Raw genomic sequence first — 25542 nt, forward strand, 5'->3', positions numbered from 1 at the left:
GATGAAAATTCGCTCACAAATCGGCATGGTCCTGAACCTGGACAAATGCATCGGCTGCCACACCTGCTCGATTACCTGCAAGAACGTCTGGACCAGCCGCGAAGGCATGGAATACGCCTGGTTCAACAACGTCGAATCCAAGCCCGGCATCGGCTATCCCAAGGAATGGGAGAACCAGGACAAGTGGAAAGGCGGCTGGATCCGCAACGCTGACGGTTCGATCAACCCGCGCATCGGCGGCAAGTTCCGCGTGCTGGCGAACATCTTCGCCAACCCGGACCTGCCAAGCCTGGACGATTACTACGAGCCGTTCGACTTCGACTACCAGCACCTGCACACCGCACCGCTGGGCGAGCACCAGCCCACCGCGCGACCACGCTCGGTGGTGTCCGGCAAGCGCATGGAGAAAATCGAATGGGGCCCGAACTGGGAGGAAATCCTCGGCACCGAATTCGCCAAGCGGCGCAAGGACAAGAACTTCGACAAGATCCAGGCGGACATCTATGGCGAGTACGAAAACACTTTCATGATGTACCTGCCGCGCCTGTGCGAGCACTGCCTGAACCCGACGTGCGCGGCGTCGTGCCCGAGCGGGGCGATCTACAAGCGCGAGGAGGACGGTATCGTCCTGATCGACCAGGAGAAATGCCGCGGCTGGCGCATGTGCATCAGCGGCTGCCCGTACAAGAAGATCTACTTCAACTGGAAGAGCGGCAAGTCGGAAAAATGCATCTTCTGCTACCCACGCATCGAGGCCGGGATGCCGACCGTCTGCGCTGAAACCTGCGTTGGCCGGATTCGTTACCTCGGCGTATTGCTGTATGACGCCGATCGCATCAGCGAAGTGGCGAGCACCGCCAATGAGCAGGACCTGTACGAGAAACAACTGGAGATCTTCCTCGACCCGAACGACCCGGCGGTGATTCGCCAGGCCCTGGCCGATGGTGTGCCGCAGTCGGTGATCGATTCGGCGCAACGCTCGCCGGTCTACAAAATGGCCGTGGACTGGAAACTCGCACTGCCGCTGCACCCGGAATACCGCACCTTGCCGATGGTCTGGTACGTGCCGCCACTGTCGCCGATCCAGAACGCTGCCACGGCCGGCACCGTGGGCATGAACGGGGTGATCCCGGATGTCGACAGCCTGCGCATCCCGCTGCGCTACCTGGCGAACATGCTCACCGCTGGCGATGAAAAACCGGTCAAACGTGCCCTCAAGCGCCTGTTGGCGATGCGTGCCTACAAGCGTTCCGAGCAGGTCGACGGCGTGCAGGACCTGCAAGTGCTGGCTGACGTCGGCTTGAGCGTCAACCAGGTGGAAGAGATGTACCGCTACCTGGCCATCGCCAACTACGAGGATCGTTTCGTCGTGCCAAGCGCCCACCGCGAAGACGCCATGAGCGATGCGTTCGCCGAGCGCTCCGGTTGTGGTTTCAGTTTCGGCAGCGGTTGCAGTGGCAGCTCCGACACCAACATGTTCGGTGGCAAGAAGGCCAACCGCCGCGACGTGATCAAAACCGTGCAGTTGTGGGAGGAATGAGCATGCGCATTCTCAAGGTGATTTCGTTGCTGCTCGATTACCCGACCGAGACCCTGGTGGCCGGTCGGGATGAGCTGGAACAAGCGATTCTCCAAACGCGGGAAATCAGCCCCAACCAGCGCGCCGGGCTGTTCGAACTGCTCGAGGTGATCTGTGGCAAGGACCTGATGGACGGCCAGGAACACTACGGTGCGCTGTTCGGCCGCGGCCGTTCGCTGTCGCTGCTGTTGTTTGAACATGTCCATGGCGAATCCCGCGACCGTGGCCAGGCCATGGTCGACATGATGGCCCAGTACGAAGAGGCCGGTTTCGCCATCGGCGTCAAGGAACTGCCCGACTACATCCCGCTGTACCTGGAGTTTCTTTCCACCCGCGAAGACATCGAGGCCCGCGAGGGACTGGCCGATGTAGAGCACCTGCTGGCCTTGCTCGCGGCGCGCCTGGACGAGCGTGAAAGCGCCTACGCCAGTTGCTTCCGGGCCTTGCTGCAAATCGCCGGGGCCGAGCCCCAAGTGGCCGTGGCCGAGTTGCGTGAGCAAGTGAAGGCCGAACCACGGGACGACTCCCTCGAAGCCCTGGACAAGATCTGGGAAGAAGAGGCGGTGGATTTCATGAAGGCCGAACAGCAGGACCGTTGCAGTTCACTGCCTAGCGCGCCGGGCAAGGCGCGGGACGAAAGTGCAGTGCCGCTGCACTGGGTGGATTTTCAGCATGAAGGGTTGGCCGCAGCGCCAGCCGGGGAGGTGGGCAATGTCTAAATGGGATCTGTTGTTGTTCGGGGTCTACCCCTATGTCGCCTTGGCGATTTGCCTGCTCGGCAGTTGGGCACGCTTTGATCTGTCCCAGTACACCTGGAAGGCCGGTTCCAGCCAGATGCTGAACAAGCGCGGCATGCGCGTGGCCAGCAACCTGTTTCACGTTGGCGTGCTGTTTGTGCTGGCCGGGCACTTCGTCGGCCTGCTGACACCCTCGGCGATCTACCACCATGTGCTGAGCACCGAGAACAAGCAGTTGCTGGCGATGGTCTCCGGCGGTTTCTTCGGCGTACTGGGCCTGATCGGCCTGGTGATGCTGCTCAACCGTCGCCTGACCGACCCACGGGTTCGCGCCACTTCCAGTACATCGGACATCCTGGTGTTGGTGGTGTTGCTGGTGCAACTGGTGCTGGGGCTGATGACCATCGTGGCGTCCACCGCTCACATGGACGGTTCGGTGATGGTGATGCTGGCCGACTGGGCCCAGAACACCGTGCTGTTGCGTCCGGTTGAAGCCGCTACCGCGATAGCGCCGGTGGGCCTGGTCTACAAGCTCCACGTGGTGTTGGGCCTGACCCTGTTCGTGTTGTTCCCCTTCACTCGTCTGGTCCATATCGTCAGTGCGCCGGTGTGGTACCTGGGACGTCGTTATCAAATCGTTCGGCAGAAGTTCTGAGGAGAAGATCATGGCGAGTGGATGCGGATGTGGCGGTAGTGGTGGCGGCAGCGGCGGCTGCGGTTCTTCGGCAAAAGCGGCACCGGTGATCGCGCCGGTGGCCGATGCCGAACCGGTGGGGGCGGTGCAGTTCCAGCCGGCCCAGGCCGGGCCGGTGGCGGAAGATGAAGCGCCACAGTTGATTGCCAGCAGTGAGCAGGAGTGGCCGATCATCAGCGTCAACGGGGTGTCGATCACCCCGCAGGCGATGGCCCTGGAGTTGCAATATCACCCGGCGGACAGCCGCGAGGAGGCGGTTTACCAAGCGGCACGGGCCTTGGTGATTCGTGAGTTGCTGCAGCAACGTATCGCCGAACTGGGCCTGGCGTTGCAGGTCGGTGCCGGTGAAAACGAAGAGGAAGCGGCCACGCGGCTGTTGCTCGAACGCGAGGTGCAGGTGCCGCAGTGCGACGAGGCCACCTGCCTGCGTTATTACGAAAGCAACCGGGCGCGCTTTCACAGCGCGCCGTTGCTGGCGGTGCGGCACATCCTGCTCGAATGTGCGCCGGACGATGCCGAGGCGCGCAGCCTGGCCCATGTACAGGCCGAGCTGCTGCTGGAGCGGCTGGATCAGTTCCCGGGCAGTTTTGCCGAGTTGGCGCTGAAGCATTCGGCGTGTCCATCCAAGGCACAGGGCGGCTCGCTGGGGCAGATCAGCAAGGGCCAGACCGTGCCTGAACTGGAGCGCCAGTTGTTCACCCTGCCGGCGGGCCTGGCTGGCAAACCGCTGGAAAGTCGCTATGGCTGGCACGTGATCAGCATCGACCAGCGAATCGATGGTCAACCATTGCCGTACGAGGCGGTGGCGACGGCGATTCGTACCCAGTTGCAGCAGGGTGTTTGGCAAAAAGCGCTGGTGCAGTACCTGCAAACCCTGATCGGTGCGGCGGACATTCGCGGCATTCACCTTCAGGGTGCCGACTCGCCGCTGGTGCAGTGAGCACGGGCTCAATCGGGAGATCTTCATGAACGCGGTGTTGCAGGACGGATTTGGGCGCCAGATCGATTATTTGCGGATGTCGGTGACCGATCGTTGTGATTTTCGTTGTGTGTATTGCATGGCGAAAAACATGACTTTCCTGCCGCGTCAGCAAGTGTTGACCCTGGAGGAGTTGCAGCGCCTGGCGCGGCTGTTCGTCGGCCTGGGGGTGAAGAAAATCCGCCTGACCGGTGGCGAGCCGCTGATCCGTCCAGGCATCGTCGGGCTGTGTCGCGAGATCGCGGCATTGCCCGGCCTGCGGGAACTGGTGATGACCAGCAACGGCTCGCAGCTGGGGCGACTGGCCCAGCCGCTGGTCGAGGCCGGGGTCAAGCGCATGAACATCAGCCTCGACAGCCTGGACGACGACCGTTTTCGGGCGATCACCCGCAACGGCAACCTGGACCAGGTGCTGGCCGGCATCGAAGCGGCGAAGGTCGCCGGGTTCGAGCGGATCAAGCTCAACTGCGTGGTCATGAAGGGACGCAACTTCGATGAAGTCCCGGCGCTGGTGCAGTACGCCATCGATCAACGCATCGACATCAGCTTCATCGAGGAAATGCCGTTGGGGGAGGTCGGGCGTTCCCGGGGCGAGTCGTTCTGTTCCAGCGATGAGGTACGGGCCGAGATCGCCCGCCATCATCGCCTGCTCGACAGCGCCGAGAGCAGCGGCGGGCCGGCGCGCTATGTGCGCCTGGAGCGTCATCCGGATACCCGGATCGGTTTCATTTCGCCCAACACCCATAACTTCTGCGCCAGTTGCAACCGCGTGCGCATGACCGTCGAAGGGCGCTTGCTGTTGTGCCTGGGACAAGAGGACTCCCTCGACCTGCGCGGCTTGCTGCGGCGTTATCCGCTGGATGACCAGCCGGTGATCCAGGCGGTGCAACAGGCATTGCGCGGCAAGCCACTGCGCCATGACTTCAACCCGGGAGGGGAAGTGCAGATCGTGCGGTTCATGAACATGAGTGGGGGGTAGGCACCTGTGGCGAGGGAGCTTGCCCCCGCAGGACTGTAGGAGCTGCCGAAGGCTGCGATCTTTTGATCTTGATCTTGAGACTCAATGGGTGCCGAAAAGATCGCAGCCTCGCTTCGCTCGACAGCTCCTACAGCCCTCCAGCTGCATCGATCTCGACTGATCCACCGCTATCGCGAGCAAGCTCCCACAAGGGATCTGCGGCGCTTGCAAGAATGACTTTTCCCGCCTGAATGTGGGTTGCTCCCGATTCTTGACGTCGATCAATTGCAACCGTGCCTTTTGCCCGTACTCTCCACTGCATATTGTGTTTGAAGATCTCGAAAAGCCTATATGTAGTGTCTGGAGCCGAAATGCAGAGCACATTGATCTCAGTAGGGTGTAACCGCTTGCACAAGCGCGATGGCAGTGTGGTCGCCTTTGATGCGGACAAGATCCGCCAGGCGCTGATCGCCGCCGGCAAGGCCACCGGCGAATATGCCGAAGCCGAGGCCGAGGCGTTGCTGGAGGCGGTGTTGGCGCGGTTGGAAGGGCAGACACGGTTGAACGTCGAGCAGATCCAGGACCGCGTCGAACGGGTGCTGATGGACGCCGGTTTCTTTCTCTCCATGCGTGCCTACATCGTCTATCGCGAGCAACACGGACGCCTGCGTCGGGATCGCCGTACGCTGGTGGAAGTCGCCACGTCGATGAACGAATACCTGGACCGCGAAGACTGGCGCGTGCAGGCCAATGCCAACCAGGGGTATTCCCTCGGCGGGCTGATCCTCAACGTTTCGGGCAAGGTCACCGCCAACTACTGGCTCGACGAGGTCTACAGCCAGGCCATCGGCGAGGCGCACCGCGAGGCTGACCTGCATATCCACGATCTGGACATGCTCGCTGGCTACTGTGCCGGTTGGTCGTTGCGCACGCTGTTGCACGAAGGCCTCAACGGCGTGCCGGGGCGGGTCGAGGCCGGGCCGCCCAAACATTTGAGCAGTGCCCTGGGACAGATGGTGAATTTCCTCGGCACCTTGCAAAACGAATGGGCCGGTGCCCAGGCGTTCAGCTCGTTCGACACCTACCTGGCGCCCTATGTGCGCAAGGACCAGCTCAGCTACGACGAAGTCCGCCAGTCGTTGCAGGAGTTCATCTACAACCTCAACGTGCCGTCGCGCTGGGGCACGCAAACGCCATTCACCAACCTGACGTTCGACTGGGTCTGCCCGGAGGATCTGCGTGAACAGATCCCGATCATCGGCGGCGAAGAGATGCCGTTCGCCTACGGTGACCTGCAAACGGAAATGGAGCTGATCAACCGCGCCTACATCGAGGTGATGCAGGCCGGCGATGCGAAAGGGCGGGTGTTCACCTTCCCGATTCCGACCTACAACATCACCCACGACTTCCCGTGGGACAGCGAGAACGCCGACCGGCTGTTCGAAATGACCGCCCGCTACGGCTTGCCGTATTTCCAGAACTTCCTCAACTCGGACATGCAACCCAACCAGGTGCGGTCGATGTGCTGCCGCCTGCAACTGGACGTGCGCGAGCTGCTCAAGCGCGGCGGCGGCTTGTTCGGCTCGGCGGAACAGACCGGTTCCCTGGGGGTGGTGACGATCAACTGCGCCCGCCTGGGCTACCTGTACAAGGGCGACAGCTGCGCGTTGCTGGAACGCATCGATACCCTGATGGAACTGGCGAAAGAGAGCCTGGAGGTCAAGCGCAAGGTCATCCAGCATCACATGGATGCCGGCTTGTATCCCTACACCAAGCGCTACCTCGGCACCTTGCGCAATCACTTCTCCACCATCGGCGTGAATGGCCTGCACGAAATGCTGCGCAACTTCACCGATGACCAGCAAGGCCTGCATACCGAGCAAGGTCGTGAATTTGCCCTGAAACTGCTGGATCACGTGCGGGCCACGCTGCTGCGATTCCAGGAGGAAACCGGCCACCTCTACAACCTCGAAGCCACGCCCGCCGAGGGCACCACGTACCGCTTCGCCAAGGAAGACCTCAAGCGCTACCCGGATATCCTGCAGGCCGGCAGCCCGGTTGCGCCGTACTACACCAACTCGTCGCAACTGCCGGTGGGTTTCACCGAGGATCCGTTCGAAGCCCTGGAGCTGCAAGACGAACTGCAATGCAAATACACCGGCGGCACCGTGTTGCACCTGTACATGGCCGAGCAGATTTCCTCCACGCAGGCCTGCAAGCAACTGGTGCGCAAGGCCTTGGGACGTTTCCGCCTGCCGTACCTGACCATCACGCCGACCTTTTCCATCTGCCCGGTGCACGGCTACCTGGCCGGCGAACACGAGTTTTGCCCCAAATGCGACGAGGCCTTGCTGCTGCAACAGCAGTTGGCGGGCAGCGTCCACTGATCCGATCCATCGACCGCAAGGAGCTTCATCCATGAACGCATCACAAACCCTGCCACAGGCACAGCGTCAACGTTGCGAAGTCTGGACCCGAGTGATGGGTTATCACCGCCCGGTGGCGGCCTTCAACCCAGGCAAGCAGTCCGAGCATCGCGAGCGGGTGCACTTCACCGAACGCGCGGCCGGGCGTCCATGAGTCGAGTGCTACGGATCGGGGGCATGGTGCCCCTGACCACCCTCGATTATCCGGGCCAACTGGCGTGCGTATTGTTTTGCCAGGGGTGCGCCTGGCGTTGTCGTTATTGCCATAACCCGCAACTGATCCCGCCGCGCGGCAGCGAGGAGGTGGATTGGTGCCGGGTATTGGCGTTCCTGCAACGTCGCCAGGATCTGCTCGACGCCGTGGTGTTCAGCGGCGGCGAGCCGACCTTGCAGGACGGCCTGGCGCCGGCCATGGAGGAAGTGCGGCAGATGGGCTTTCGCATCGGCCTGCACAGCGCCGGCATCAAGCCGGCGGCTTTTGCCAAAGTGGTCGGGCTTGCCGATTGGGTGGGCTTCGACGTCAAGGCCTTGCCCGAAGATGCCCTCGAGGTGACTCGGGTGGAGGGCAGCGGCACCGCCAACTGGCGCAGCCTCGACCACCTGCTGGCCAGCGGCGTGGAGTATGAATGTCGCACGACGGTGCACTGGCATCTGTTCGATCCCGAGCGGTTGCTGACCCTGGCCCAGCGCCTGCGCGAACGCGGCGTCACGCGTTTCGCCGTGCAACTGGTGCGCACCGCGCGGATGCTCGATCCCCATCTTTCCAGCGTCTCGGCACAAGCCTTGCAGCCTGAGTTGTGGGCCGCGATGCGCGAGTTGTTCCCCTCGTTCGTCTTACGCAGTTGAGCGAGCGCAGGGGTGAACGACCGACAGCGGCCCGGGATGACCGGGCCACACTTTTTTTAAGGTTTTCAAATGCGCTGCCAACCGGCAGGTAGTTGAACAGGGAGCATTTGATATGACCAGACTCACCACCGCCCAACGCATCGTTATCGGCTTTGCCATCGCGCCGCTGGCCTTGATCGCCTTGGCGCTGTACGCCTTGAGCGACCTGGCGATGCTGCGCGACCAGGCCGAGCAGATCGTCAGGCAGGATTGGCCGAAGATCGACCCGATCATGGTGATCGCCACGGGTGTGCGCGACAACGCCAGGAACACCCGGGACTTGCTGATCGACAAGGACAATGCGCAGGTCCAGCAATCCATCGACGCCACCCGGCAACGGATTACCCAGGCCTTCGCCACGCTGGAACCGCTGTTCGATCAGCCTGAAGGCAAGGCCGCCTATGCCGAGTTGAAGAAGCGTCGCGAGGCCTATGTGGCGGCTTTCGTCCAGGTGCAGGCGTTGATCCGCCAGGGCGCGACGCAGGAGGCGATGACGCAGCTCAAGCAAGGGGTGATTCCGGCGGAGCGCGAGGTGTACAGGAGTCTCGAAGCGATCATGGCGATGCAGGGCAAGGTCTTCGTCGAGCGTGAGCATCTGGCCCAGACACGTTACAACGATGCGCGGCGCAACATGTTGGCGTTGGTGCTGGCTTGCCTGGCCCTGGTAACGACCGTGGCGATCCTGGTGACCCGCAGCGTGACCCGTCCCCTGGGCGGTGAACCCAATGACGCGGCGCGGGTGCTTAACCTCATCGCCCAGGGCGACCTGACGATCCGCGTGCCGGTGGGCGTCGGCGCCAATGACAGTGTGATGAGCAACATGCACGACATGCAGCAGAGCCTCAACAGCATGGTCCGGCAGATTGCGGCCTCGGTGGATCGGGTGGCCAGTTCCTCCGAAGAACTGAGCGCGGTGAGCAGCCAGACCAGCAGTACCTTGCAGTTGCAAGGGCATGAAATCGAACAGGCGGCCGCAGCGGTGAACCAGATGACCGCTGCGGTGGATGAAGTGGCGCGCAATGCGGTGAGTACCAGCGAAGCCTCGCGAGTGTCCGAGCAAACGGCCCAGCGCGGTCGTGAACAGGTCCAGGAAACGGTGGCTTCCATTACCGCGTTGGCCGAAGGGGTGACGGACAGTTCCGGGCGAATCCAGCAGTTGGCCGGGCGGGTGCAGGACATCAGTTCGGTGCTGGATGTGATCCGCAGCATTGCCGAACAGACCAATCTTCTGGCACTGAACGCCGCCATCGAAGCCGCCCGCGCCGGCGATGCCGGACGTGGCTTTGCGGTGGTGGCCGATGAAGTCCGGGCGCTGGCCCATCGGACCCAGGATTCGACTCGGGAAATCGAGGGCATGATCGGTAACATCCGGCTGGACAGCGGGCACGCGGTGAGCTCCATGCAAAACAACAGCGAACTGGTGCAGGCCACGCTGCTAGTGGCCCAGCGTTCCGGCGATGCTTTGGATGAAATCGCCCATTCGATCTCGCAGATCAACGAGCGCAACCTGATGATCGCCAGCGCCACGGAACAGCAGGCCTTGGTGGCCCGTGAGGTAGACCGCAACCTGGTGGGCATTCGCAACCTGTCCGAACAGGTCATGCTGGGCGCCCGCCATACCGATACCGCCGGCCAGGACCTGGCGCAGATGGCAGGGTCGCTGCATGAGACGGTGGCGCGGTTCAAGGTGTAGATCGCTTATTGCGGGGCGAGATGCCCGCAGAAGTCGTGCTCACCTAAAACTCCCTGTGGGAGCTTGCTCGCGAAGGCGGAGGGTCAGTTTGTGGTGATGTTGGATGTGCCGGTGCCTTCGCGAGCCAAGCTCGCTCCCACAGGGTTTTGTGTCGAATTCGGATGTTGTGAACCCCCGCAATCCCTTGATCACCACCCCCAGAATTGCAACCACCAGCCATAACCCACCAGACTGCTGGCCAAGACCAGGCATGTCATGGCTGACAGGCGTTGAGTCGGTGAGCCATCCGTCTGTTGCAGGCGTTGGTAGCCCAGCCACAAACTCCAGGCTATCGCCGCTACCAGCAACCCGGCCCGTGCCGGTTGTACCCATTCCAGCAGCAGTCCTTCATAGCGCAGCAGTTTGACCGTGGTGGCCGACAAGCCGAGGAACAACCCTGCACCGCCAAGGGGCGTCAGGGTGATGGCCAAGGGCCAATATTGTGCGCTATCCCCCGAGAATCGTGCCGCCAGGCGCATCAGCAGCATCAGCGAAGTGCCTATCAGCAGCGCACTCAGGCCCAGGTACGCGACGATGCAAAAACCGTCGAGCCAACTGAAACTGTCATTGAGTTGCGGATAGTGCGTCAACAGCCACCAGGGCGCGTTGTCCTGGAGGGCCCAGAGCCAATCATGACTGACCAGCCATTGGGCCAGGCTTTGCTTGAGGGCAATGAACCATGGGCTGACAGTCCACTGGAAGGCGCCCATGGCCAGGCCGATGACACCGAACAACAGCAAGCGAACATCCCAGGGCGAGAGGGTGTCAGCCGTCGAGTGAAGGATTTCCTCGCTGCTGGAGCGGGCAATCAGCCGCACCGCATCGCGCTGGCCGCTGCAGCGCCCACAGGCGTGGCAATCGGCGGCGCCGCGCATACGGCGAATGTCCAGCAAGGGCGCGCAGTTGGGAGGAGGGCGACGCGGTGCGGGGTTTTCCAGCCAGCGTCGTTCGTCCACCTGAAAGTGCACCGGTGCCAAGCGAGCGAGCAAGGAAAAGACGCCGCTGACCGGGCACAGGTAACGGCACCACACCCGCTTGCCCCGGGCGAACAGCAGGCCGACGATCACCGCGGCGACGGTCGAGCCCCCCAGGATCAGCAACGCCGCCTGGGCGTAGTCGTAGACGCTGATCAGTTGACCGTAGAGGGTGGTCAGGCAGAACGCCAAGGTCGGCCAGCCAGCCCAGCGCAACCCGCGCGGCATTCCCAGGCCCTTGCCATACTGGCTGGCCCATTCGCTCAAGGCGCCTTCCGGGCACAGCACGCCACACCAGAGCCGCCCGAACAACACGATCGACAGCAACACGAACGGCCACCACAGGCCCCAGAACAGAAACTGCGCCAGCAGCGTGAGATTGTCGAACAGACGCGCCTGGCCGCTGGGCAATGGCAGCAGGGCCGGCACCACTAGCAGCACCGCGTAGAACAGCACCACCGCCCATTGCACGGCACGAATGGTTGCACCGTGGCGCCGCATGCCGTCGCCCAGGCGTTGGAGCCAGGGGTTCAAGTCGGGCATGGCAGGTTTTGCGCCTTGCGCGGCCGCAGCCAGCCCGCGACGACGCCCCAATAGCCCAGCCACACCAGCAATGTCATCGCACTCGGGCTGGCCCGATAGCCGGTGAAATCCGCCACGAACCCGCCGAAACCATGGCCGTCGTCGAGTATCGCGCTGCTGTCCCACAGCGCGTCGCCAATGCCGCGATACACCGCCTCGGGCCAATCCATCGCGAGCAATTGTCCGCCGACCCGCTCGATACCGCTCACCAGCAACGCCGCCCCCAACAACAGCAGGATTGCTTCGCTGATGGCAAAGAACCGCGGCCAGGAGATGAACCGGCGACTGCCGTGCAGCAAGGACACGGTCAGCAGCGACAGCACCAGCCCGGCCAGCGCGCCGATGGCGAACAGGCCCAGTTGCGGCCCTTGCAGGCGCGCACCGGCGCCATACAGGAACACCACGGTTTCACTGCCCTCGCGACTGACTGCCAGCAACGCCAGCACCAACAGCCCCAGGCCGCCCTGACGGCTCAGGCGCTGGTCGGCGTGGCGTGCCAGGTCGTGCTTGAGCGTCCTCGCGTTTCGATGCATCCAGCCGACCATCTGCACGATCAGCAGGCTGGCGACCAGTGCCAGCGACGCCTGGAACCATTCATTGGCCGTCCCGCTCATGGCCTCGCCAGCGAGCAGGATCAGGCCGGCCAGTATGCCGGAAAGAAGCAAGCCCAGCGCCGCGCCCGTCCATACATAGCGCAACAATTGACTGGCCTGTTGCTGCCGACTGACCCAGGCCTGGAGAATCCCGATCACCAACAACGCCTCGACGCTTTCGCGCCAGACAATAAACATCGATTGAGTCATGCAAATGCCTCCTGCTGACTGATCACTGGGCGAGAATCCCGCCCTCGGGCAGTTGCGGATTGAATTCGTCGAAAAACGGATAGTGCCCGGGACGCAGCGGGTGGATAACCACGAAGGTCGTGACGCCGGGCGAGAGCACTTTCTCGACGCGCAAAGGCGTGCTTTCGAACTCCGCCGGGCCCTGGCCGACGTTCTTCAGCACGATCTTGAAGCGTTGCCCGGCCGGCACTTGCAGTTGCGACGGCGTGAAATGCCCGTCGCGCATGCGCAGCTCGTAGGTCGGCAGTTCGGCCAGGGCGATCGAGGGCAGCAGCAAGCCGGCCAGCGCCAGCCAGGCCAGGCATGACGGCCAGGATCGGCGGCGCATGCTCAGTACCCGCCTTTTTTACCGATCCCGGCGTAGACGAATTCGTAATGCAGTTCGCAGCGTTCGAACCATGGCGCCACGCCGGTTTCCTTGTCGGTATGACGACCGAGGGAGCCATGGCCGCCAGGCGGCAGGAGGGTGAACGTCAGTTGATATTTGCCAGGGCCAAGCAGCTTGACGTTGTCGCCATAATGCGGACCGTCGTTGGCGACCATGGCGTGGAAGTCACCCTTGAGCTCGGCGTCGTTGCCTTGTTTCTTCAGTTGGAACGACACATTGAGGTAGGGCACGAAACTGCCTTCCTGGAAGCCTTGCTGGTTGTCCGCCGTGGCGCGGATGTCGGCTTCCAGGTGCACGTCGGAATCTGCCGTGGGTCGCATCATCCCGGCCGGGGCCATTTCAATCGGCTGCAGGTACACCGCACCGACCTCCAACCCTGGACACAGTTGCGGTTCACCGATGGGGTATTCCTTGGCCTGGGCCAGTGGCGCGAGAATCAGCAGGGCGAGAGGCAGAGTGGCAAGCGTGCGCATGATGACTTCCTGGTTGGCTAAATGATGGCGCCGAGTCTAGGAAGCTTTGCTGCGAATAATAATGATTCTTGTCAATTTTTAGCGCGATTTTTTGCCAGTGAACGTCGCGTCGCTCCTGCGCGGCTGTTGTTGATCAGAATCAAGGGCGGCAGTGCCCTGAAGCGGTAAGGTGCGGGTACACCCATCGGTCATACGGGGTCGTCATGGCAAAGCCTTTTCCTATCAGTCCCAAACATCCCGAGCGCATTTGCTGGGGGTGTGATCGTTACTGTCCGACCAGTGCGCTGGCTTGCGGCAACGGTGCCGATCGTACGATGCACCCGGCCGAGATGATCGGGGACGACTGGTACCTGCATGGGGATTGGGGGCTGGAGCTGGTCGACATCACCGCCAAGGTCATCGATCCAAGCGCCACTTACCTGAAGGAATGAAATAAACCTGTGGCCAGAAATTACTCCCGCTGGGCTCTGTAGGAGCTGGCGAAGCCTGCGATCTTTTGATCTTTTGATCTTTCGCTTGAGATTCAAGTGTCTGGGGAAAGATCGCAGCCTCGTTGCACTCGACAGCTCCTACACAGCTCCTACACAGCTCCTACACAGCTCCTACACAGCTCCTACACAGCTCCTACACAGCTCCTACACTGCTCCTGCACAGCTCTTATGCCGCTGCGGGGCAAACGCTGGCCACGGTGTTTTACAACTTCGGCAACTGCCCGATCCGCCCCATCATCTCGGTCACGATCTGCAAGTCCAGCAGGAACTGCTCGACCGTCTTGAACTCGTTGTCGTTGTGGCCGGTGTACTTGACGTCGGGCATGGCCAGGCCGAACTGCACGCCATTGGGCAAGTCATGAACCGAAGTGGCGCCGGCGGAAGTGCCGTACTTGTGTTCCATGCCCAGGTTTTCACTCGCCACGGCCAGCAGTGCCTTGACCCATTCACCCTCAGGGTTGCGGTACATCGGCTCATCAATGGAGTAATCGAAGGCTACGTCGACCTGGGAGTTCTTGCTCCAGGTCGCCAGTTTGTCGGCGATTTCAGTCTTGAGGGCTGCTGTGGTCTTGCCCACTGGCACCCGCAGGTTGACCGCCAGCTTGAAGGTCTTCTCATCCATTCCGACGTAGGTCAGGGACGCGGTCAGCGGGCCCATGAAAGCATCGGAAAAGCCAATGCCCAGTTTGCTCCCCAGGTAGTCCAGGCCCCAATTGTCGGCGGCGTAGCGGGCTGCATCGGTGATGTGGTTGCGTTTAAGCGCGACCTTGCCGTCCAGGCCATTGATGAAGTCCAGCATCCTTGCCACCGGGTTGACGCCTGACTCGGGCTCGGAGGAGTGGGCCGACACGCCAGTGAAGGTCAGATTGACGTCCTTGCCGACGACCTGGGTGCTCACTTCGAAGTTGCCACCGTTGTGCTTGGCATAGTCGCTAGCGGCCTTGAGCAGACTGGCGGCCAGTTCGGCGGGCTTGTCGCTGGCGAAGGTGGCAACGGACGTCGACGGAATCTGATTGGTCGCCAGGCCGCCCGTCAGCGCGGTGATTTCTGCGCCCTTGCCCTGTGCGGCGCGCCGGGTGAAGTTCGCCATGACGGTGCCGTAGCCTTTCTCGGCAATCACCACGGGATAGCCGCCATCCAGGGCCAGGTTGTAGTTGGGCGTCGGGTTGCGTTCGAAATAATAGGGAATGGCGTCGCCGGTGGTTTCCTCGGTGGTGTCGACCAGCAGCTTGAAGTTGCGCGCCAGCGGCAGTTTTTCTTCCTTGATGATTTTCATGGCATAGAGCGCCACGACGATACCGTTCTTGTCGTCCTCGGTACCGCGGCCATACATGCGGTCGCCCACCAGGGTGACCTTGAACGGGTCGAGGCGGGTGCCATCTTTCAATACCCAGTTTTCAGGGGTTACTGGCACCACGTCGGCATGGGCGTGAATGCCCACGACTTCGTCGCCGCTGCCTTCGAGGGAAATCTCATAGACGCGGTTGTCGATGTTGCGGAAGTTGAGGTTGAACGACTCGGCCAGGCTTTTGATCTTGTCGGCGATCTTGAGGAATTCCGGGTTCTCGTGCTGGGCAACGCCGTCCTTGCGAAAGGTCGGGATGGCGACCAGTTCCTTCAGCGTCTCAGTGGCCGCTTGGCCGTATTTCACTCGGGCATAGAGGCCCAGCAGGCGATGGATTTCATTGCGCTGTTCTGCCGAAAGGGCTTTGTCGCCCTGGAACGCGCTGATGGCTGGGCCGAGGTTGGCGGTTTTGCCCAGGTCGCTCTTGGCCACCTCTGCCAGGAACTGCCTGAAATCGGTGACGGAGGTGTTGGAGAAGGTTTTGACGATGGCTGCGCCCTGCTGGGCGGTGATGTTGGCGAATGCTGGTGTGGTGATCGAAGCGAGGCTGGACAGTAGCAGGGTGGTCACGGCCAGGTGTTTGAGCGAGAAATCCATTGCTGGGCATTCCTTTGCAGGCTGTAGGAGGGAAGTGTCTGATTTGATGACACAAACATTTACAACCTAACAGGCGAGCGCGGGGCAGGGGAGTCTTGCGGGGAAATCTGTCGCACAGCGAAGCAAAAACGGCGCAGAAATGAAAAATGGCGCAGGGCCATCAAACACCCGAGAACCCATGTGGGAGCAAGTTTGCTCCCACAGGGGCAGGGCTGGGTATGGGCTCAATGCGGCGCGCGTGGGATCGTCTTGAGCAGGTCCTCAGGGCTGATGTGGCCGACCACCGGCTGCGCCGTGCTGCCGGGCAATGGCAAGTCCAGGATGTGCCCCTTGATCTTGCCCACCACATGCATCTCGCAGGGCTTGCAGTCGAACTTCAGCGTCAGCACTTCATCGCCGTGTATCAGCTGCATCGGTGCCACCTTGGTGCGCACGCCGGTGACGCCCTTGGCCTGCTTGGGGCACAGGTTGAACGAGAAGCGCAGGCAGTGCTTGGTGATCATCACCGGCACTTCACCGGTTTCCTCGTGGGCCTCGAACGCCGCGTCGATCAGCTTGACGCCGTGACGGTGATAAAAATCCCGGGCCTTCTGGTTGTAGACGTTGGCCAGGAACGACAGGTGCGACTCCGGGTATACCGGTGGCGGACTGGTCTCGGCCTTGCGGCCACCGCGTGGGTGGGCTTTGATGCGGGCGGCGGTCAGGGCTTCGATGGCTTCGCGGCGCAAGGCCTTGAGCTGCGAGTTGGGGACGAAGAACGCCTGGGGCGCATCCAGCTCGATGGCGGTGGCGTGGTATTCGGTGGTGCCCAGCTGGCCGAGCAGGTCGTGCAGTTGCTCCAGGGCCTGCTCCGGCTTGTTGGCCTGGCCGAACGGTCCGTCCAGGGCGACGATGGCGCTGATGCCTTCCTCGCTGGTGGCGGTCAGTTCCAGGCGCTCTTCGCGCAGGCGTGCCACCCAGGCCAGGCCGACACGGCGTTCGGAGGAAGTCTTGAGCAGCGCCTGCTGCCAGTTGTGGTCCAGGTTGCGGCTCAACGGATGGTTGGGGCGCAACTGGTACATGCCGGCCGGCATCTCGTTGGGTTCGACGCGGTAGCGGTATCGCTTCTGGCCGTCCTCTTCGAACTCACCCTTGGGCTCGGCGATGTTGGCGCGGAAACCGACGACTTCACGCTTGACCAGCACATTGAGGCCGTCGCCGTTGGACAGTGGATCGAAGGTCACCACTTGCAGGTCGCGCTTGCCGACTTTTTCCACCACGCCCACCGGCACGCCGGTAAAGGTCGGCGAATCGAAGGCGCCAATGTCGATCTTGCGTTCGCTGACGAAATAGTCGGTGCTGCCTCGATGGAAGGTCTTGTCCGGGTCGGGGACGAAGAAGTGCGCGGTGCGGCCGCTGGACGCGCGGGCCAGGTCCGGACGGTCTTCGAGGACATCGTCCAGGCGCTGGCGATAATAGGCGGTGATGTTCTTCACATAGCCCATGTCCTTGTAGCGCCCTTCGATCTTGAACGAACGCACGCCGGCTTCGACCAGGGCGCGGATGTTGGCGCTCTGGTTGTTGTCTTTCATCGACAGCAGGTGTTTTTCGTAGGCGACCACCCGGCCCTGGTCGTCCTTGAGGGTGTAGGGCAGGCGACAGGCCTGGGAGCAGTCGCCACGGTTGGCGCTGCGGCCGTTCTGGGCGTGGGAGATGTTGCACTGGCCGGAAAACGCCACGCACAGCGCGCCATGGATAAAGAACTCGATGGCCGCGTCGGTCTCGTCGGCGATGGCGCGGATTTCCTGCAGGTTCAGCTCACGGGCCAAGACCAGTTGCGAGAAACCGGCCTGGTCGAGGAATTTTGCCCGGGCCAGGGTGCGAATGTCGGTCTGGGTGCTGGCGTGCAGCTCGATGGGCGGAATATCCAGCTCCATCACCCCCAGGTCCTGGACGATCAGCGCATCGACGCCGGCATCGTACAACTGGTGGATCAGTTGGCGGGCCGGCTCCAGCTCGTTGTCGTGCAGGATGGTGTTGATGGTCGTGAACACACGGGCGTGGTAGCGATGGGCGAACTCCACCAGCCGGGCAATATCGCCCACTTCGTTGCAAGCGTTGTGACGCGCGCCGAAACTCGGGCCACCGATGTACACGGCGTCGGCGCCATGCAGGATGGCCTCGCGGGCGATGGTCACGTCGCGGGCGGGGCTGAGCAATTCCAGATGATGTTTGGGCAAGGACATTTGTTTTTAGTCAGGCTGGTCACGGTCGAAGCGACCATTGTAGCCGTCAGGCGCCTTGCAGGCACCTGTGGACTTGGGTTTGCACGACCCTGACCGATACGCGGCGGTCCCGCAGGGTTCACCCAGACGTCGAGCCGACGCTGCACCAACGGTTGCGCCCGGTGTTCTTGGCCAGGTACAAAAAGGCGTCCGCAGCCTTGATCAGCATGGCCGGGGTGACGTCCTCGCCGCTCGGCTGGCTGGTGGTGATGCCCGCGCTGATGGTCACTATTCCCAAGGGATGATCGCCATGTTCGATGGTCAGGGCCCTGACGGCTTCGAGGATTTGCTGCGCGACCTTGGTGGCACCGGCGCTGTCAGTGTTGGGTAGCAACACGGTGAACTCTTCACCGCCATAGCGGACCGCCAGGTCGCCCGGCCTTTTGATGGTCTGCCTGACCGCGGCGGCAATCGCGCGCAGGCATTCGTCGCCGGCAGCGTGACCGTATCTGTCGTTGAAACGTTTGAAGTAATCGACGTCAAGCATGATCAACGCCAGGGAAGAACCATGACGCTTGGCCAGGCGAATCTCGTCGGCCAACGCGATGTCCAGCCGCCTGCGGTTGCCCAGCCCGGTCAGGCTGTCGGTCAGCGCCATGTCGCGCATGGTCTGGTGGGCACTGCGAATCTGCTTTTCCATGGTCATCCGGTGGCGCAACTGGCTCAGCACGATGAGCCCGAAGCCGACGAGGATCACGATCAGGAAAATCAGCACCATGCTGGTCTTGAACAGGTCACGCCGCCACGGGGCGATGATGGACTCGCGCGACAACCCGGCTTCTACGACCAGCGGGTAGGTGGTCAGGGCCCGATAGCCATACAGGCGTTCGGTGTCGTCGATCACGGCCCTGGCCTCGGCGATGCCCTGGTTCGACGTGGGCAGGTAGTTCCTGAAGATCACGCTGTTGACCAGGCTCTTGCCGATCACGGATTCGACGAAGGGGCGGCGTACCAGGATGGTCCCGCTGCGTGTGGCCAGTACCAGCGCACCCTTGTCGTCGATTTTGAAGTCGCCGTAGTAGTCGACGAAATAGCTGACCTTGACCGTTCCGAGCAGTACACCGGCGAACGAGCCGTCGGGATTGTTCAAGCGACGGGACACAGGGATGATCAGGTCGTTGGTGGATCGACTCCTGATCACTGCGCCGATGTGCACGCCGCGGTCCTCATGGGTACGGTGATATTGGAAGTAGTCGCGGTCGGCGTTGTTCGCCGTTTCCGGAAAGATTTTCTTGTCCGTTACCAGCCATTCGCCGTCCGGGCCATAGATAAACAACCCGTGCAATTGCGGCATGATGGCCGCCTGTTGCACCAATAGCTTATGGATGCGCGCAACGTCCATGTTCTGCAGGCCATCGCCCTCCACCCGTTCACTGAGGGCAGCGGTGACCACATCCACTTGTCGAATGGTATCTTCGGCGTGCTGGGCCGTCGCCCGTGCCAGGTTCGTCACCGAATCCTGGGCGGCCGAAAAGGCCGCGCGGTAATCGCGCCAGGTGCGCCAGCCTTCGACAGCCAGAAACGCGATGATGACCACCAGCATGAAACTCACGGTCAGTCGCAATGCCGCTCCAGCCCGTGTGCTCTGGGGAGAAAAGGCCTCATCAGGGTTTTCAATCTCTGGCTCTGGCCGTTTGCGTCCGAGCATCAACATTTCCTTTTACGACGGGTCTGCGCACTATTGATGCGCAGCCTATCCTATTCGATTTCAGCACGTTAGCTCGCTGCGACGAGGTGGGTATAACCGGCGACACACGATTGGGGAGAAAGGTTTCATGAAAGTTGGCGTCATTTCCGACACCCACGGTCTGCGCCGCCCGGAGGCGCTGGCAGCATTGCAGGGGTGTGAGCGGATCATCCATGCTGGCGATATCGGCAGCCCGGAGATCCTCTGCGCGCTGGCCGCCATTGGCGAGCTGCACATGGTGCGCGGAAACAACGATCTGGAAGCCGATTGGGCGAAACACCTTGTCGATTGCCTGCAATTCGACCTGGGCGGATGGCAGGTATTGCTGGTCCATGACATCACGGACGTGCCCGCGTCGCTTGACTGCAGCGTAAGGCTAGTGATCACCGGCCACTCCCATAAACCATCGATCCAATGGCGGGGCGAGCGCCTCTATCTAAACCCCGGCAGCGCCGGCCGCCGACGGTTCAAGCTGCCGGTGACGCTGGCGCTGCTCGAGGTGAGTGACCAGGCGATCGAGCCGCGGATCGTGCCGCTGCTCCCATGATGAACACGGTTTACTTGCGATACGTGTCGACGGCCCTCCAAACGATGTTTTCTCAAAAAGCTGTACAAATCTAAGTTCTTGTACAATTATCAGGACTCCCTTGATAAACGGATACCGTTCTCATGGCCCGGTCGTTCGCGCTCAGCAAAAGCCTGGTCGCCATGGCGCTTTGCATGGTTACGCTTTATTGCCCCCAAGCCTTGTCGGACTGGCGCGGCGCATTGCCAGGCACGCGCCTGGTCGGGCAAGCCGATTTCCACTGGTATGGGTTCGATATCTATCAGGCCAGGCTCTGGAGTGCGGCCGCTGCGCCAAGCCTGGAAACGGCGTTTGCCCTGGAACTCAACTACCGACGCGCCATCGACAAAGAGTCTTTGGTCGAAACGAGCCTGAAGGAAATGCAGCGTCTCAACGCTGCGCCCCTGGACGCCAAGCGCCGGGACGAGTGGGGCGCTCAAATGCGCCGTGCCTTTATTGATGTGAAGCCCGGAAGTCGTATCACTGGCCTGTACCTGCCGGGGCAGGGCTGTCGTTTCTATGTGGGTGAAAAACTGTCTCTGGCGGTCATGGACCCGCTATTCGCCCGGGCTTTTTTTGCCATCTGGCTCGATCCTCGTACTCGAGAGCCTGAGCTTAGAAATCAATTGCTTGGAATCCAAATCTCAAGTGAAAGGAGAGAAAAACAGTGAGGCATTTTTTGATGGCATTGCTGCTGGTACTGGGCCTGACCAGTTGCGGGAATGTAAATGTCGAACGTTATGCCGACCAGCAACCCCGACTGGATCTGGAGCGTTTTTTCAGCCATCCCGTCAAGGCCTGGGGGATCTATCAAAAGCGCTCGGGGGAGGTAATCAAGCGCTTTGAGGTGGACATTTCCAGCCGTCACGAGGGAGAGAACCTGATCCTCGATGAGCGCTTTCTCTATAGCGACGGCAGCCGTCAGCGACGGGTCTGGACGTTGACCCCCGAGGGCCCGGGCCTGTGGCGCGGTCGCGCTGACGATGTGATCGGCCAGGCGCGAGGAGAAGTGGCCGGCAATGCGCTGCGCTGGCGTTATCGGTTGAACCTGCCGGTCGATGGCTCGACCTATGAGGTGGACTTTGATGACTGGATGTACTTGATGGACGAGGACACGCTGATCAACCGCTCCAGCATGAGCAAGCTGGGTGTCGAGTTGGGGCAGGTGACCCTGTTTTTCCGTCGTCAGGCCGTGAGCTTGCCATGAACTTGCAGGCGCTTACGGAGTTGGCCATCGACGGGCGGATCCATGAATTGGAGTTGTTGTCGCTGGAGGGCGGCATCTACGTACTGCGTGTCCGGCTGGATGGTGGCCTGCGTACATTGCTCGATGAGTCGGGAAAGACTTTGCACATTCGTTCCACCACCCATTTGCGTGAGCTGCTGCGTTTCGTCCCGCGGCTGCCCTGCACGCTGGTGCAATACGTTGTCCATGATGAGATGTGCGGCCAGCGCGAGGGGCCGATCGAGCCGTTGCGCATGCCACTTTTCCTCGACGAGCCCTGGTAGCGACGGCGTTCTGGGGCGAGTTCAGCTCAGCTCAGCTCAGCTCAGTTCAGTTCGGATCGGCCAGGCGCAGCGCCAGGGGGAGCCATAGCGCCCAGAGCGGTGCCAGGAACAGGGCGGTGCCAACGACCCCCAGCGGCAAGGCGACACCCGCCAGCGGCGCCCCCACGCAATAGGCCAGCGGGCCGCCGACCAAGCCCAGCAATACACCACGCCATACCGGCCGCATGGCCCAGGCCAGGCTATGACGCAGGCCGGTGGCAAACACCAGCCAGAGCAGTGCCAGCCAGAGCGGCAGTGGGGTTTGCTTGAATATGAACAAGCCTTGCGCGCCCAGGCTCCAGTCCAGCAGCATGCCACTGAGCCCGACACGCATCACCGCAAACAGCTCTGCCCGGGGAGCCGGGCACAGCCACAGGTGGGCGAGCAACCCGATGACTACCAGCAACAGCCACCACGGATCCTGTGCCCCGAGCACACAGCCCCACCAACCCAGTTGCAACCAGAGGGCATTGACGATCAGGCCGGTGCGGCTCATCACGTATCCTGGTACTCCAGCAGGGCGGGTCGACGAGCGCCGGGCCCGGCGAAGAGCAGTTGGGCCACGCCGATCGCACGCTCGATGAACCCACCTTCGCAGTAACACAGGTAGAACTCCCACAGGCGCTGGAAGGTTTCGTCGTAGCCCAACTGCGCCAATGCCTGGTGCGATTGGCGAAAGTTGTCGTGCCAGTGCCGCAGTGTGCGGGCGTAGTGCGCGCCGAAATCCTCGAGATGCAGGAGGTTGAGCGGCGTCTGGGTGCTGGCAGTCTTGAGCAGGATCGACAGTGACGGTAACGCGCCACCGGGAAAAACATGCCGCTGGATAAAGTCCACCGAGCGTCGGGCTTGCTCATATCGCTGGTCGCGGATGGTGATCGATTGCAGCAGCATCAGCCCGTCGTCCTTGAGCAGCGCGGCGCAGCGCCGGAAGTACTCGGGCAGATAGCGATGCCCGACGGCTTCGATCATTTCAATGGACACCAGCTTGTCGTAGCGTCCTTGCAAGTCACGGTAGTCCTTGCGCAACACCTGAACCTGCTGTTGCAAGCCCAATTCTTCGACACGCCGACGGGTGTGGGTGTATTGCTCCAGGGACAGCGTGGTGGTGGTCACCTTGCAGCCATAATGGCTGGCTGCGTAAATGGCGAGGCTGCCCCAGCCCGTGCCGATCTCCAGCAAATGGTCGCTGGGACGCAGGTCGAGTTTGCGGCAGATACGGGCGAGCTTGTTGAGTTGGGCCTCTTCCAGGCTCTGTTCCGGGCTTTCGAAGAGGGCGGCTGAATACATCATGGTGGGGTCGAGCAGGCGCTCGAACAGCGCATTGCCCAAGTCGTAATGGGCAATGATATTGCGCCGCGAACCCCGTCGGCTGTTGCGGTTGAGCCAGTGCAGCCAGCGCAACAGCGGGCGGCCGATGCGTGCCAGGCCGCTGTCCATGGCATCGAGCACATCCAGGTTGGCAACGAACAGGCGCGTCACGGCCGTCAGGTCGCCGCTGCGCCAATAGCCGTGGACATACGCCTCGCCAGCGCCGATGGAACCGTTGCAGGCAACCATGCCCCATACCGCGTCGTCGAGGATCTCGACCTCGGCCATCAAGGGGCTGGCCAGGTCGCCGAAGCTCAATGGCTCGCCATTGAGTAGCAGCCGCAGGTGGCCGTGACGCAGGCGGCGCAACTGACCCAGCACGGCTTGCTTGAAAAAGCCTCCGTTAGAGAGGTCGCAACTACCAGCCTTGGTAGCGCTCAGGGTCGGTTCGGGCATGATCGGGATCCTTGTGGGCGGTTTGACCCAGGCTCAGGCCGTCTTCGCTGGCCTGGTGGGCGTAGAGGGGCGTGCGTTTGAAAAGCAGGCGCAGGGCCTGCCAGTAAATGGCGCTTACGGTGCGCAGGCTCATCCAGGGGAAGGCCAGGACATGTCGGCGCAGCGAGGAGGCGTCGAGGGGTTGGCGCTTGAGCGCCAGGTCGGCCTCGAACACCTTGTGGCCGTCGCGCCAGTTCTCCATGCGTATGCGGATGTGCGTGTCCTGGACCAGGAACCCCATGTGATAGTCCATATCCCGGGGCAGGAACGGCGATACGTGAAACGCCTTGGCCACCCTGAAGGCACAGGACTCGCCAGGAGGCACCGGCAATACGTAGTGATAGCGCTCGCGCCATGGGGTGTTGCGCACTTCACAGAGGATCGCCCCCAGGCGCCCGTTGGCTTCATGGCAGAAATAGAAGCTCACCGGGTTGAACGACAGGCCCCAACTGCGCGGTTGAGTCAGCAGGTGAATTGCCCCTTGGGGAGCGGCACCCAGGGCTTCGTCGAGGACTTGGCGCACGGCATCGACCAAGGGAACCCCACGGCGGGTGTGCGATGGCAGGTAGTCGCGCTCGCGCCAGCACAGGGGGGCCCAGGACCAGGGCCGCAGCAGGCGTGACAACCCCAGCATGTGTTCCTGTTCGGCGAGGTCCACGTAAAGCATGCCGATCCGATAGCGGAAGGCGTGGATTCGCGGCGTATGGCGCCGATGATCGATCCAGCCTCGACACACACTGCTGTTCAAAGCTGTTCTCCGAAATGCTTGGCCACGTCGAGCGCACTGACCACGCCATCCTCATGGAAGCCGTTGGCCCAGTAGGCGCCGCAGAAGTAGCTGTGCTGATGCCCTTGCAGATCACCTTGGCGGGCCTGGGCGGCAATGGCGGCGAGGCTGTACTGGGGATGCGCATAATCGAAGCGCGCAAGCACCTTGGCCGGATCGACCGCGTCGCTCTGGTTGAGGCTTACGCAGAAGGTCACCGGGGCGTCCAGGCCCTGGAGCAGGTTCATGTTGTAGGTCACCGCGGCAGGTGCTTGCGCAGGGCCGCCGAGGCGATAGTTCCAGCTCGCCCAGGCCTGGGGTCGCTGGGGAAGCAGGCGGGTGTCGGTGTGCAGCAGCACTTCATTGCTGGCGTAGGCCAGGGCGCCGAGTACCTCACGCTCTGCCATGCTCGGCGCCTCGAGCAGGGCAAGGGCCTGGTCGCTGTGGCAGGCGAACACCACCTTGTCGAAATGCTCGGTGCCAGCGCTGCTGGTCACGCTTACCCCGGCAATGTTGCGACTCACACACTGCACTGCGCAGTTGAGCCGGATGTGTTCGCGAAAGGAAGCGCACAAAGGCTCGATGTAACCACGTGAGCCGCCTGCGATCACTCGCCATTGGGGGCGCTGATTGACCGACATGAGGCCGTGGTTGTGGCAAAAGCGCACAAAGAACTCGAGCGGGAATTCCAGCATCCCGGCGGGGGACATCGACCAGATTGCTGCGCCCATGGGGACGATGTAGTGATCGATGAAACGCTGGCTATACCCTTGGCTGTGCAGGTAGTCGCCGAGCCGGGCGCTGCGGTCGATGCGCTGCGCCTCCAGGTCGGCGGTGGCCTGCCGATTGAACCTGAGTATGTCCCATAGCATGCCCCAGAACCCGGGCGAAAACAGATTGCGGCGGCGGGCGAACAGGCTGCGCAGGGTGTGGCCCTTATACTCCTGGCCGGTGGCCGGATCATGCACCGAGAAGCTCATTTCAGTGGGGCGAGACACGACGCCCAACTGGTCCAGCAGACGGATGAAATTCGGGTAGGTCCAGTCGTTGTACACAATGAAGCCTGTGTCTACGCCATAGCGCTGCCCCTGCCAATCGACATCCACGGTGTGGGTATGGCCACCGATCCTGTCGTCGGCTTCGAACAGGGTAATCTGGTGCCTGCGGGCCAACAGGTAAGCACATGTCAGCCCGGAAATGCCGCTGCCGATGATCGCGATGCGCATG

The 25542-nt window shown here is 62.1% G+C and carries 25 protein-coding genes; 14 read left to right on the forward strand and 11 right to left on the reverse strand.

The features are described from left to right. The first annotated feature begins 1 nt into the window (after position 1). From narH to GFU70_RS12440, 9 genes are all read left to right on the forward strand, one after another. Positions 2 to 1540 carry a nitrate reductase subunit beta gene (gene narH / locus GFU70_RS12400; RefSeq protein ID WP_064106811.1) on the forward strand — a complete coding sequence of 513 codons (1539 nt, stop codon included), beginning with the start codon at positions 2 to 4 and terminating at the stop codon, positions 1538 to 1540. 2 nt (positions 1541 to 1542) lie between these two features. Continuing rightward, positions 1543 to 2298: a nitrate reductase molybdenum cofactor assembly chaperone gene (gene narJ, locus GFU70_RS12405; RefSeq protein WP_058546162.1), complete on the forward strand. Its 756-nt coding sequence runs from the start codon at positions 1543 to 1545 to the stop codon at positions 2296 to 2298. Further along, on the forward strand, positions 2291 to 2971 hold the full coding sequence (gene narI / locus GFU70_RS12410; RefSeq protein WP_064106812.1) for a respiratory nitrate reductase subunit gamma: 681 nt from the start codon (positions 2291 to 2293) through the stop codon (positions 2969 to 2971). Before narJ ends, narI begins: the two co-directional genes overlap by 8 nt. A 10-nt stretch (positions 2972 to 2981) precedes the next feature. Next, positions 2982 to 3950 carry a peptidylprolyl isomerase gene (locus tag GFU70_RS12415; protein WP_153388121.1) on the forward strand — a complete coding sequence of 323 codons (969 nt, stop codon included), beginning with the start codon at positions 2982 to 2984 and terminating at the stop codon, positions 3948 to 3950. A 25-nt stretch (positions 3951 to 3975) separates the two neighbouring features. Continuing rightward, on the forward strand, positions 3976 to 4968 hold the full coding sequence (gene moaA, locus GFU70_RS12420; protein WP_058544452.1) for a GTP 3',8-cyclase MoaA: 993 nt from the start codon (positions 3976 to 3978) through the stop codon (positions 4966 to 4968). Between the two features lie 350 nt (positions 4969 to 5318). Then, positions 5319 to 7334, forward strand: coding sequence for a ribonucleoside triphosphate reductase (locus tag GFU70_RS12425; protein ID WP_153388122.1), 2016 nt, complete (start codon positions 5319 to 5321; stop codon positions 7332 to 7334). A gap of 31 nt (positions 7335 to 7365) precedes the next feature. Beyond that, on the forward strand, positions 7366 to 7527 hold the full coding sequence (gene nrdD / locus GFU70_RS12430) for an anaerobic ribonucleoside-triphosphate reductase (RefSeq protein WP_058544450.1): 162 nt from the start codon (positions 7366 to 7368) through the stop codon (positions 7525 to 7527). Continuing rightward, positions 7524 to 8219 (forward strand): anaerobic ribonucleoside-triphosphate reductase activating protein, encoded by a 696-nt coding sequence (locus GFU70_RS12435; RefSeq protein ID WP_153388123.1) that lies wholly within the window; start codon positions 7524 to 7526, stop codon positions 8217 to 8219. Before nrdD ends, GFU70_RS12435 begins: the two co-directional genes overlap by 4 nt. Positions 8220 to 8331: 112 nt before the next feature. After that, entirely contained in the window at positions 8332 to 9951 is a 1620-nt protein-coding gene (locus GFU70_RS12440) for a methyl-accepting chemotaxis protein (protein WP_153388124.1), read from the forward strand. 188 nt (positions 9952 to 10139) lie between these two features. Here GFU70_RS12440 and GFU70_RS12445 read toward each other — a convergent pair whose 3' ends face one another. Genes GFU70_RS12445 through GFU70_RS12460 form a run of 4 tightly spaced genes read right to left on the reverse strand, consistent with a single transcriptional unit; the run spans position 10140 to position 13249 of the window. Then, positions 10140 to 11507: a 4Fe-4S binding protein gene (locus GFU70_RS12445; RefSeq protein WP_153388125.1), complete on the reverse strand. Its 1368-nt coding sequence runs from the start codon at positions 11505 to 11507 to the stop codon at positions 10140 to 10142. Next, positions 11495 to 12349: an FTR1 family iron permease gene (locus GFU70_RS12450; protein WP_116642365.1), complete on the reverse strand. Its 855-nt coding sequence runs from the start codon at positions 12347 to 12349 to the stop codon at positions 11495 to 11497. Before GFU70_RS12450 ends, GFU70_RS12445 begins: the two co-directional genes overlap by 13 nt. A 22-nt stretch (positions 12350 to 12371) precedes the next feature. Then, the gene (locus GFU70_RS12455; RefSeq protein WP_153388126.1) at positions 12372 to 12716 is read right to left on the reverse strand and encodes a cupredoxin domain-containing protein; all 345 of its coding nucleotides are present in this window, start codon (positions 12714 to 12716) and stop codon (positions 12372 to 12374) included. 2 nt (positions 12717 to 12718) lie between these two features. Further along, the gene (locus tag GFU70_RS12460; protein ID WP_153388127.1) at positions 12719 to 13249 is read right to left on the reverse strand and encodes an iron transporter; all 531 of its coding nucleotides are present in this window, start codon (positions 13247 to 13249) and stop codon (positions 12719 to 12721) included. 203 nt (positions 13250 to 13452) lie between these two features. On the opposite strand from GFU70_RS12460, the gene GFU70_RS12465 reads away from it, so the two are divergent. Then, positions 13453 to 13680, forward strand: coding sequence for a DUF3079 domain-containing protein (locus GFU70_RS12465; RefSeq protein WP_116642362.1), 228 nt, complete (start codon positions 13453 to 13455; stop codon positions 13678 to 13680). Between the two features lie 262 nt (positions 13681 to 13942). Here GFU70_RS12465 and GFU70_RS12470 read toward each other — a convergent pair whose 3' ends face one another. The 3 genes from GFU70_RS12470 to GFU70_RS12480 all read right to left on the reverse strand — a co-directional run bounded on the left by GFU70_RS12470 (position 13943) and on the right by GFU70_RS12480 (position 19594). Then, positions 13943 to 15682 (reverse strand): dipeptidase, encoded by a 1740-nt coding sequence (locus GFU70_RS12470; RefSeq protein WP_153388128.1) that lies wholly within the window; start codon positions 15680 to 15682, stop codon positions 13943 to 13945. Positions 15683 to 15906: 224 nt separating this feature from the next. Beyond that, complete coding sequence (locus GFU70_RS12475; protein ID WP_153388129.1) at positions 15907 to 17907, reverse strand: peptidase U32 family protein; 2001 nt, start codon at positions 17905 to 17907, stop codon at positions 15907 to 15909. Between the two features lie 118 nt (positions 17908 to 18025). Further along, positions 18026 to 19594: a sensor domain-containing diguanylate cyclase gene (locus tag GFU70_RS12480; RefSeq protein ID WP_153388130.1), complete on the reverse strand. Its 1569-nt coding sequence runs from the start codon at positions 19592 to 19594 to the stop codon at positions 18026 to 18028. A gap of 127 nt (positions 19595 to 19721) precedes the next feature. Here GFU70_RS12480 and GFU70_RS12485 point away from each other — a divergent pair, with 127 nt between their 5' ends. From GFU70_RS12485 to GFU70_RS12500, 4 genes are all read left to right on the forward strand, one after another. Further along, entirely contained in the window at positions 19722 to 20180 is a 459-nt protein-coding gene (locus GFU70_RS12485) for a metallophosphoesterase family protein (protein WP_153388131.1), read from the forward strand. 122 nt (positions 20181 to 20302) lie between these two features. Then, complete coding sequence (locus GFU70_RS12490; protein WP_116642359.1) at positions 20303 to 20869, forward strand: chalcone isomerase family protein; 567 nt, start codon at positions 20303 to 20305, stop codon at positions 20867 to 20869. 11 nt (positions 20870 to 20880) lie between these two features. Next, on the forward strand, positions 20881 to 21405 hold the full coding sequence (locus tag GFU70_RS12495) for a DUF3833 domain-containing protein (RefSeq protein WP_217501395.1): 525 nt from the start codon (positions 20881 to 20883) through the stop codon (positions 21403 to 21405). Next, positions 21402 to 21707 (forward strand): DUF6482 family protein, encoded by a 306-nt coding sequence (locus GFU70_RS12500; protein WP_116642357.1) that lies wholly within the window; start codon positions 21402 to 21404, stop codon positions 21705 to 21707. The genes GFU70_RS12495 and GFU70_RS12500 overlap by 4 nt, the downstream gene beginning before the upstream one ends. A 46-nt stretch (positions 21708 to 21753) precedes the next feature. Here GFU70_RS12500 and GFU70_RS12505 read toward each other — a convergent pair whose 3' ends face one another. From GFU70_RS12505 to GFU70_RS12520, 4 genes are read right to left on the reverse strand one after another with little or no spacing between them, the layout of a single operon-like run. Further along, the gene (locus GFU70_RS12505; RefSeq protein ID WP_058544436.1) at positions 21754 to 22242 is read right to left on the reverse strand and encodes a DUF2878 domain-containing protein; all 489 of its coding nucleotides are present in this window, start codon (positions 22240 to 22242) and stop codon (positions 21754 to 21756) included. After that, positions 22242 to 23510, reverse strand: coding sequence for an SAM-dependent methyltransferase (locus GFU70_RS12510; protein WP_058544435.1), 1269 nt, complete (start codon positions 23508 to 23510; stop codon positions 22242 to 22244). Before GFU70_RS12510 ends, GFU70_RS12505 begins: the two co-directional genes overlap by 1 nt. After that, entirely contained in the window at positions 23473 to 24297 is an 825-nt protein-coding gene (locus tag GFU70_RS12515) for a DUF1365 domain-containing protein (RefSeq protein WP_058544458.1), read from the reverse strand. Before GFU70_RS12515 ends, GFU70_RS12510 begins: the two co-directional genes overlap by 38 nt. Continuing rightward, positions 24294 to 25541 (reverse strand): NAD(P)/FAD-dependent oxidoreductase, encoded by a 1248-nt coding sequence (locus GFU70_RS12520; RefSeq protein WP_058544434.1) that lies wholly within the window; start codon positions 25539 to 25541, stop codon positions 24294 to 24296. Before GFU70_RS12520 ends, GFU70_RS12515 begins: the two co-directional genes overlap by 4 nt. Position 25542: the final 1 nt, after the last annotated feature.

Origin of the sequence: Pseudomonas brassicacearum (assembly GCF_009601685.2) — a bacterium.
Classification (GTDB): Bacteria; Pseudomonadota; Gammaproteobacteria; order Pseudomonadales; family Pseudomonadaceae; genus Aquipseudomonas; species Aquipseudomonas kilonensis_B.